Annotated in this window: 6 protein-coding genes; all 6 read right to left on the bottom strand. The window is 58.6% G+C overall.

What is annotated here, in order from left to right; translation table 11 throughout:
- Positions 1–310: 310 nt before the first annotated feature.
- The 6 genes from BK662_RS31960 to BK662_RS31935 all read right to left on the bottom strand — a co-directional run bounded on the left by BK662_RS31960 (position 311) and on the right by BK662_RS31935 (position 5872).
- Positions 311–1249, bottom strand: a complete 939-nt coding sequence (locus tag BK662_RS31960) for an SdiA-regulated domain-containing protein (protein WP_123360900.1) — start codon at positions 1247–1249, stop codon at positions 311–313.
- Entirely contained in the window at positions 1246–2766 is a 1521-nt protein-coding gene (locus BK662_RS31955) for an ArnT family glycosyltransferase (protein WP_123360899.1), read from the bottom strand. The genes BK662_RS31960 and BK662_RS31955 overlap by 4 nt, the downstream gene beginning before the upstream one ends.
- Positions 2767–2769: 3 nt before the next feature.
- On the bottom strand, positions 2770–3048 hold the full coding sequence (locus BK662_RS31950; protein WP_123360898.1) for a lipid-A-disaccharide synthase N-terminal domain-containing protein: 279 nt from the start codon (positions 3046–3048) through the stop codon (positions 2770–2772).
- Positions 3045–3785: a glycosyltransferase family 2 protein gene (locus BK662_RS31945; protein ID WP_123360897.1), complete on the bottom strand. Its 741-nt coding sequence runs from the start codon at positions 3783–3785 to the stop codon at positions 3045–3047. The genes BK662_RS31950 and BK662_RS31945 overlap by 4 nt, the downstream gene beginning before the upstream one ends.
- A 46-nt stretch (positions 3786–3831) precedes the next feature.
- Positions 3832–4809, bottom strand: a complete 978-nt coding sequence (locus BK662_RS31940) for an NAD-dependent epimerase (RefSeq protein ID WP_123360896.1) — start codon at positions 4807–4809, stop codon at positions 3832–3834.
- A gap of 274 nt (positions 4810–5083) precedes the next feature.
- Entirely contained in the window at positions 5084–5872 is a 789-nt protein-coding gene (locus BK662_RS31935; RefSeq protein WP_123360895.1) for an alpha/beta hydrolase, read from the bottom strand.
- Positions 5873–6024: the final 152 nt, after the last annotated feature.

Raw genomic sequence — 6024 nt, 5'->3', positions numbered from 1 at the left:
CAGGCTCGCTCCCACATTTGATCTGAACGATCGCAAAAAATGGGTGCACAGCAGATCCCCTGTGGGAGCGAGCCTGCTCGCGATGAGGCCAGCGCACCCAACACAAAAAACCAATCGCCACCTCTGGTGAATTGGCGGTGAATCAGGCACTGCACGGCCACGAAAGATTGAGGGTGTTCTTGCGGGCCTCTTCGCGAGCAAGCCCGCTCCCACACTGGATCTACTGGGATCACGAAATTTGTGACCAACACCGATCAAATGTGGGAGCGGGCTTGCTCGCGAAGAGGCCGGCCCATCCAACACAAAACCATTAATGCTTCTGCTGACTCTGCGCCACAGCGGCCTTCGATTTGCTGAACCGGTAGAACAGGTTGGGCTCGCTCACAATGTAAAGCTCGCCATCGGCGTCCATGGTCATGCCTTCGGCTTGCGGTATGTTTTTTTCGAGATCATCCGTCAGACCGAGCAGTGAGCGGATGCTGACGAAGTTACCTTTCTCGTCGAGTTCGGTCACGTTGTCGGACTGCTCGCTCAGTATCAGCAAGTGACCGGTCCGTGGATCATAGTAACCCTCGGAAAGGTCCATGCCGAAGACGCTGCGGTCGATCCAGTTCGTCAAGTCCTTGATGCGGACCTGCAACGAGCCGTCGATGGACGCGAGCATGCCCGTGACCGAATACAGCTGCCGCGGGTCGCGTTCCTTGATCGCGAAGACGCGATCATTGACCGGATCATATGTCACGCCTTCAAAGCCCTTGTTGTGTTCGCTCAGGTTGATCTCGATGGCGAGAAACGGTGCATTTTCCGCATGGATGGGGCCAGGGGTACTCGGCAAAGTGACGACGTACAGTCGCTGCAACATTTCATCGGCGATCACCACTCGCCCCTTACCCAAGTAAGCAATGCCTTCCGTGTCCTGGAACCCGATCAGCGGATAACGTTCGAGCAGATCGCCGTTACGGCTCAGCGTGACAATCGCCATGGAAGAACTATTGGTGATCCCCAACAGACGATCCCGGTCCGGGTCATAGGTGATGCCGGACAAATCGGTGACGCTCGCAATAGGCTTGGCCTGGATCACGGCTTTATAGTCCGGCAACCAGATGTTTTTGTCCGGCGCCTGATTGCCGTGCCAGCGGTTTTGCCAGTGCGCATACAGCTGCTGGTGGACCATGAAATGTGCGGAAACCGCGTAGGCGCCAAGCAGTACAACAATGAAAAATATTCCCGTTTTCCATCTCTTGCTCATGACTTTTCCTTGTCCCAGCTGAAGCGATAGACCTTGGGCGGCTGTCCGGGATGGCAACGACCGTTGTCGGCATCGGCACCTACAATCGACCACTGCGCACGAGACGTTTCGCCCAGCGCATGGGCAGCTTCAGGATTGAAACACTGGCTCAACACGGCGCCCGGGACCAAGGCGTACGCCTCACGGTGGTCGCGCAGCCACTGCGCCGCTTGTTCGACCGAGGAGTTTCTAACGCCGAAATGCACGATCGGCTGCCGGGCGTATAACCAGTGGCCCTCGCGCCAGTTAACCAACACCAGGTCGGCGCCGTGGGTCATGGTCGCTGCCTGCGCCATTATCGCTTCATGGGGGTTGCGACCTTCCTTGATCGGCTCGACGAAACCGCGGGCAAACCACAGCACAAACCAGGTCACCACCAGCCCCTGGAATATTCGCCGACCGCGTGGGCGTTTGCCGAACCAGCGCTTGAGCAGCCATGGAATCAGCGGCGCCGCCACCAGCACCAGCCCTGGCAGCGCCGGATAGATGTACAACTTGCGCTTGCCGCTGCTCAGGCAGAAGAACAGCACCACCAGCACGACCCAGCCCAGCAGCACCAGCACTCGACCGTCGTGTTTGCGCAGTTGCCTGCGCCAGGCCGGCACCAGCCACGGCAGGGCCAGCACCAATGGCAGCCAATATTGCGGAATCACGTGGACGAAGAAATACCAGAACGGTTCGCGGTGGTCCCACGCGGCGGCATAGCGTCCCGCCGTCTGGCGCAGCAGGATTTCTCGCGCATAGGCGATTTCATCCGCGGTGCCATTGAGCACAATGGAAAGCGCCAGGGGCAGCAGCCAGATTGCGATGGCGCCGAGCGCGACCAGCAAGCCCAGGAACCACTTGCGCTTCTCGCCAGGCATGGCCACGACACCGGGCCAGTTTTTGCGTACCGCGTAGGCATACGGAATCAGCATCAGGACCGGGACGAAGCCGACCCCTTTGGTGATCACGCCAATGCCCATGGCGGCGCAGCCCACATAGAACCAGCGCCAGGCCGGCCCGAGCAGCAGATGCCGAGCCAGCCCGTACAGGCCGAGCGACGTGAACAGAATCAACAGGCTGTCGATCTGCCCGGTTCGCAGGATGCTGTACGTCTGATAAGTCGCCAGATATAACAGCGCCGCCGTCCGGCCGATGCGCTGATTCCATAGCCTGCGACCCAGATCGTAGACCACCGCCGTGACCGTCGCGGCGGACAAAAGCCCCGGAATATAAAGGGCGAGGGCGGGCAGGCCGGTGAGCCACGCGAAGAACGCCACCGTCCACATAAAGATCGGCGGCTTATCGCCGTATATTTCCGCGGCGCGGTGGGGGATGAACCACGCACCGTTGTGCAGCATTTCCAGCGCCACGCCGAGGAAGCGTTCCTCGTCCACATTCTGCGGTTGACGCAGCCCCAGCCCGGCGCCAATTAATAGCAAGGCAAGCAGCACCAAGCCCAGGCATTCGATGCCGGGCGATAGGGTTTTGCGCATGGCTCAGTCCTTTAAATGTCTGCTGCGGGCAATCAATTGCAAGTTGCGCAAATAGACGATGGAGCCAAAGGCCTGGCCGACAATGAAGACCGGGTCTTGCCGGTAAATGGCATAAGCGAACAGCAGGGTGCTGCCGACGATACTCAGGTACCAGAAGCTCACCGGGATCACGCTGCGTTTCTTGTATTCGCTGTACAGCCACTGCAAGAGGAAGCGCCCGGTAAAGGCGATCTGGCCACCGAAGCCGATCACCAGCCACAGGGTTTCGCGGGAGAGGTTCATCCTTCGATCTCCTGTGCGTTGGTGTTCAACCGTGTGCGCTTGATTAGCCACCAAACGCCGAACAGGTCGAGAATGCCCACCAGCGCGCGGTCGATGTTGCCGTATTTGGACACACCGGCCGTGCGGGGGCGGTGGTTGACCGGATGGACGATCATGCGGCCGTTGTGACGCTGGATCAGCGCAGGAATGAACCGATGCATATGGTCGAAGTACGGCAAGCGTAGAAACGCCGCACGCTCGATCAGTTTCAGCCCGCAGCCGGTGTCCGGGGTGGCGTCGTTGAGCAGGCGGCTGCGCAGGCCATTGGCAAAACGCGAGGCCCAGCGCTTGCTGGCGGTATCGCGACGGTTGACCCGGTGCCCGGCCACCAACTGAACGTCGACCAGACCCTGTTCACCACGCACCAGCGCCAACATCCCGGGGATGTCCGCCGGGTCGTTTTGACCGTCGCCATCGAGTGTCGCCAGCCATTGTCCTTGAGCCGCGAGCGCTGCATGGTAGAGCGAGGTGCTTTGCCCCAGCGAACGCTCATGACGCAGGATGCGCAACGTGTTCAGGCCATTGCTTTTCATCTGTCGCAGTTCATGCAAGGTGGAATCGGTACTGCCGTCGTCCACGACAATGATTTCGTAAGCCTCATTGGCCAATGCGGTATGGATTTCCTCAAGTAAAGGTTTGAGGTTGTTCGCTTCGTTTTTTGCTGGAATCAATACAGATACAAAAATATCTTGGCTCATAGAGTCCCCCTTGCTCCTTGGTCTTTTATTATCAAGGGCTCACGTTTCATATCTGATAGAAGTGGCGATACCACTTCACAAATTCAGCTACACCTGTTTCAACCGCCACCTGAGGGCGGAAATCGACCCATTCGGCCAATGCCGAAATATCGGCCCAGGTCTTGACCACATCGCCTGCCTGTAGCGGCAGAAAATTACGCTGGGCTTTGATGCCCAGTGCCGATTCCAGGCAATCGACGAATTCCAGCAGCGGCACCGGTTGGCCACGGCCTATGTTGAAGATTCGGTTTGCGCCATCACCGGGCTCGCTCGGTACCGGCGGTTTTGAGCGCAGGCGAGCGATGCTTTCGACGATGTCGTCGATGTAGGTGAAGTCGCGCGACATCTGGCCATGGTTATAGATGTCGATCGGCAAGCCTTTGATGATCGCCTCGGTAAACTTGAACAGCGCCATGTCGGGGCGCCCCCAAGGTCCGTAAACGGTAAAAAAGCGCAAGCCGCTGGCCTTCAGGCCATAGAGGTGGCAGTAGCTGTGCGCCAATAGTTCATTGGCCCGTTTAGTGGCGGCATACAGCGAAATGGGATGATCGACGCTGTCTTCGACGCTGAACGGCATTTTGCGGTTGGTGCCGTACACCGAGCTGCTCGAGGCATAGATCAGATGCGCGGGGCGGTGGTGCCGGCAGGCTTCCAGCATATTCAGGAAACCCACCAGGTTCGACTGCGCATAGACGTCCGGGTTGTCCAGTGAATAGCGAACGCCCGCCTGGGCCGCCAAGTGCACAACCTCGGTGAAAGCATGGTCGTTGAACAACGCCATCAAGGCCGGTTTGTCGACGATGTCCAGGTGCTGGAAACGAAAGCCCGGCAAGGATTCCAGCTCCTTGAGCCGTGCATGTTTGAGTTCCACGCTGTAGTAGTCGTTGAGATTGTCGATACCGACCACTTCAAGGCCTTCCCGACACAAACGCTTGACGGTGTGATACCCGATGAAACCGGCGGCGCCCGTGACCAGAACCGTCATGAGGCCTGCACCTGTGCGCGACCAATCCCCGCCCTCTGCAAAGGAGGCCCTTGCATGACAATCACCCCTGAGTGTGTGTTGATCAGCTTATTTTTTTTGGTTGATACCACTGTAGGCTCCATGCCTTGCTCCGTTGTTAATCACAGGCTTGCGCGGTGCTCATGAGCGCAGTGCCCGCCGCCGTATACCGTGCCTGTTCATATGTAAAAAAAATGTTAAGCGTTGATGTCGATTTTGTGACTGTCCCCTGATGTGCCAGTCGTCCTGCGGGCCCTTACAACGCGGCGCCTAGCAGTTTCAGGTACTGGGGGCTCTCGGATATTGAATTGTGGCCTGTGCCCGGTATGACCTGCAGCGAGGCCACGCCCTTGGCGAAATGCGTGTAGAGCCGCTCCGTGCTTGAGCGCGGTACGACTTCGTCGTGTTCGGCCGCCATCAACAGCGTCGGGACCGTGATGTGAGAGGCGTATTTCCAGGATTCGAACTTGTCGCGAAGCAGCCATTTCACCGGGAACCCGCGGAACTGGCGTGCGGCGAGGTCTTCAAGACTGTTGTAGGGCGTGATCAGGATCAGCCGCGAAGCCGGGCGTTGACTGGCGAGGCGTACGGCGACGCCCGAACCCAGGCTGCGCCCGACCACGGCGATCTGGGGATGGGTGTCGTAAACCTTGTCGAACAAGCTCATGGCATCGCGCTGAATCGCCTCCTCGGAAGGCGACCCGGAACTACCGCCGTAGCCTCGGTAATGCAGCAAGTAGATCGCATGATCCGCAAAGGCTTGCGAGAACCCGGGCAGGCTGCGGGAAACGTCCTCGGCATTGCCACCAAAGTAGATCAACGCCTTCGGGCCGTCGTGCGGCCTGACGGTCACCAGCACCTGCGCATCGGCGACTTGCAGCGTCAGCAGCGTTTCGGGCGCATCGATGGCGCGTGGTTGCGGGTAGTAGATGAGGGCGCGTTGAAACACGAACAGTGCGACGCAGAGCACCAGGTACGCAATTGCAATGAAAGCGAAGAGAAACACCAGGGTTCGCGACATTCGGCTAAGTTTAGTGGACGACATTGACTGCTTTGGGCCTTGAGACAGCTATTTCTTGAGTGCCGCCAGAGTGTAGTTCAGTAATTTCAGCTGTACAGGAGAGGTGCCCGATGCCCGTCAATCAAACGCAATCCCTATGGGATCGGGCTTGCTCGCGAATGCGGAGTGTCAGGCAA

It is taken from the genome of Pseudomonas frederiksbergensis (genome assembly GCF_003732275.1).
Lineage (GTDB): Bacteria > Pseudomonadota > Gammaproteobacteria > Pseudomonadales > Pseudomonadaceae > Aquipseudomonas > Aquipseudomonas frederiksbergensis_H.
This window is presented reverse-complemented; position numbering and strand designations above follow the sequence as displayed.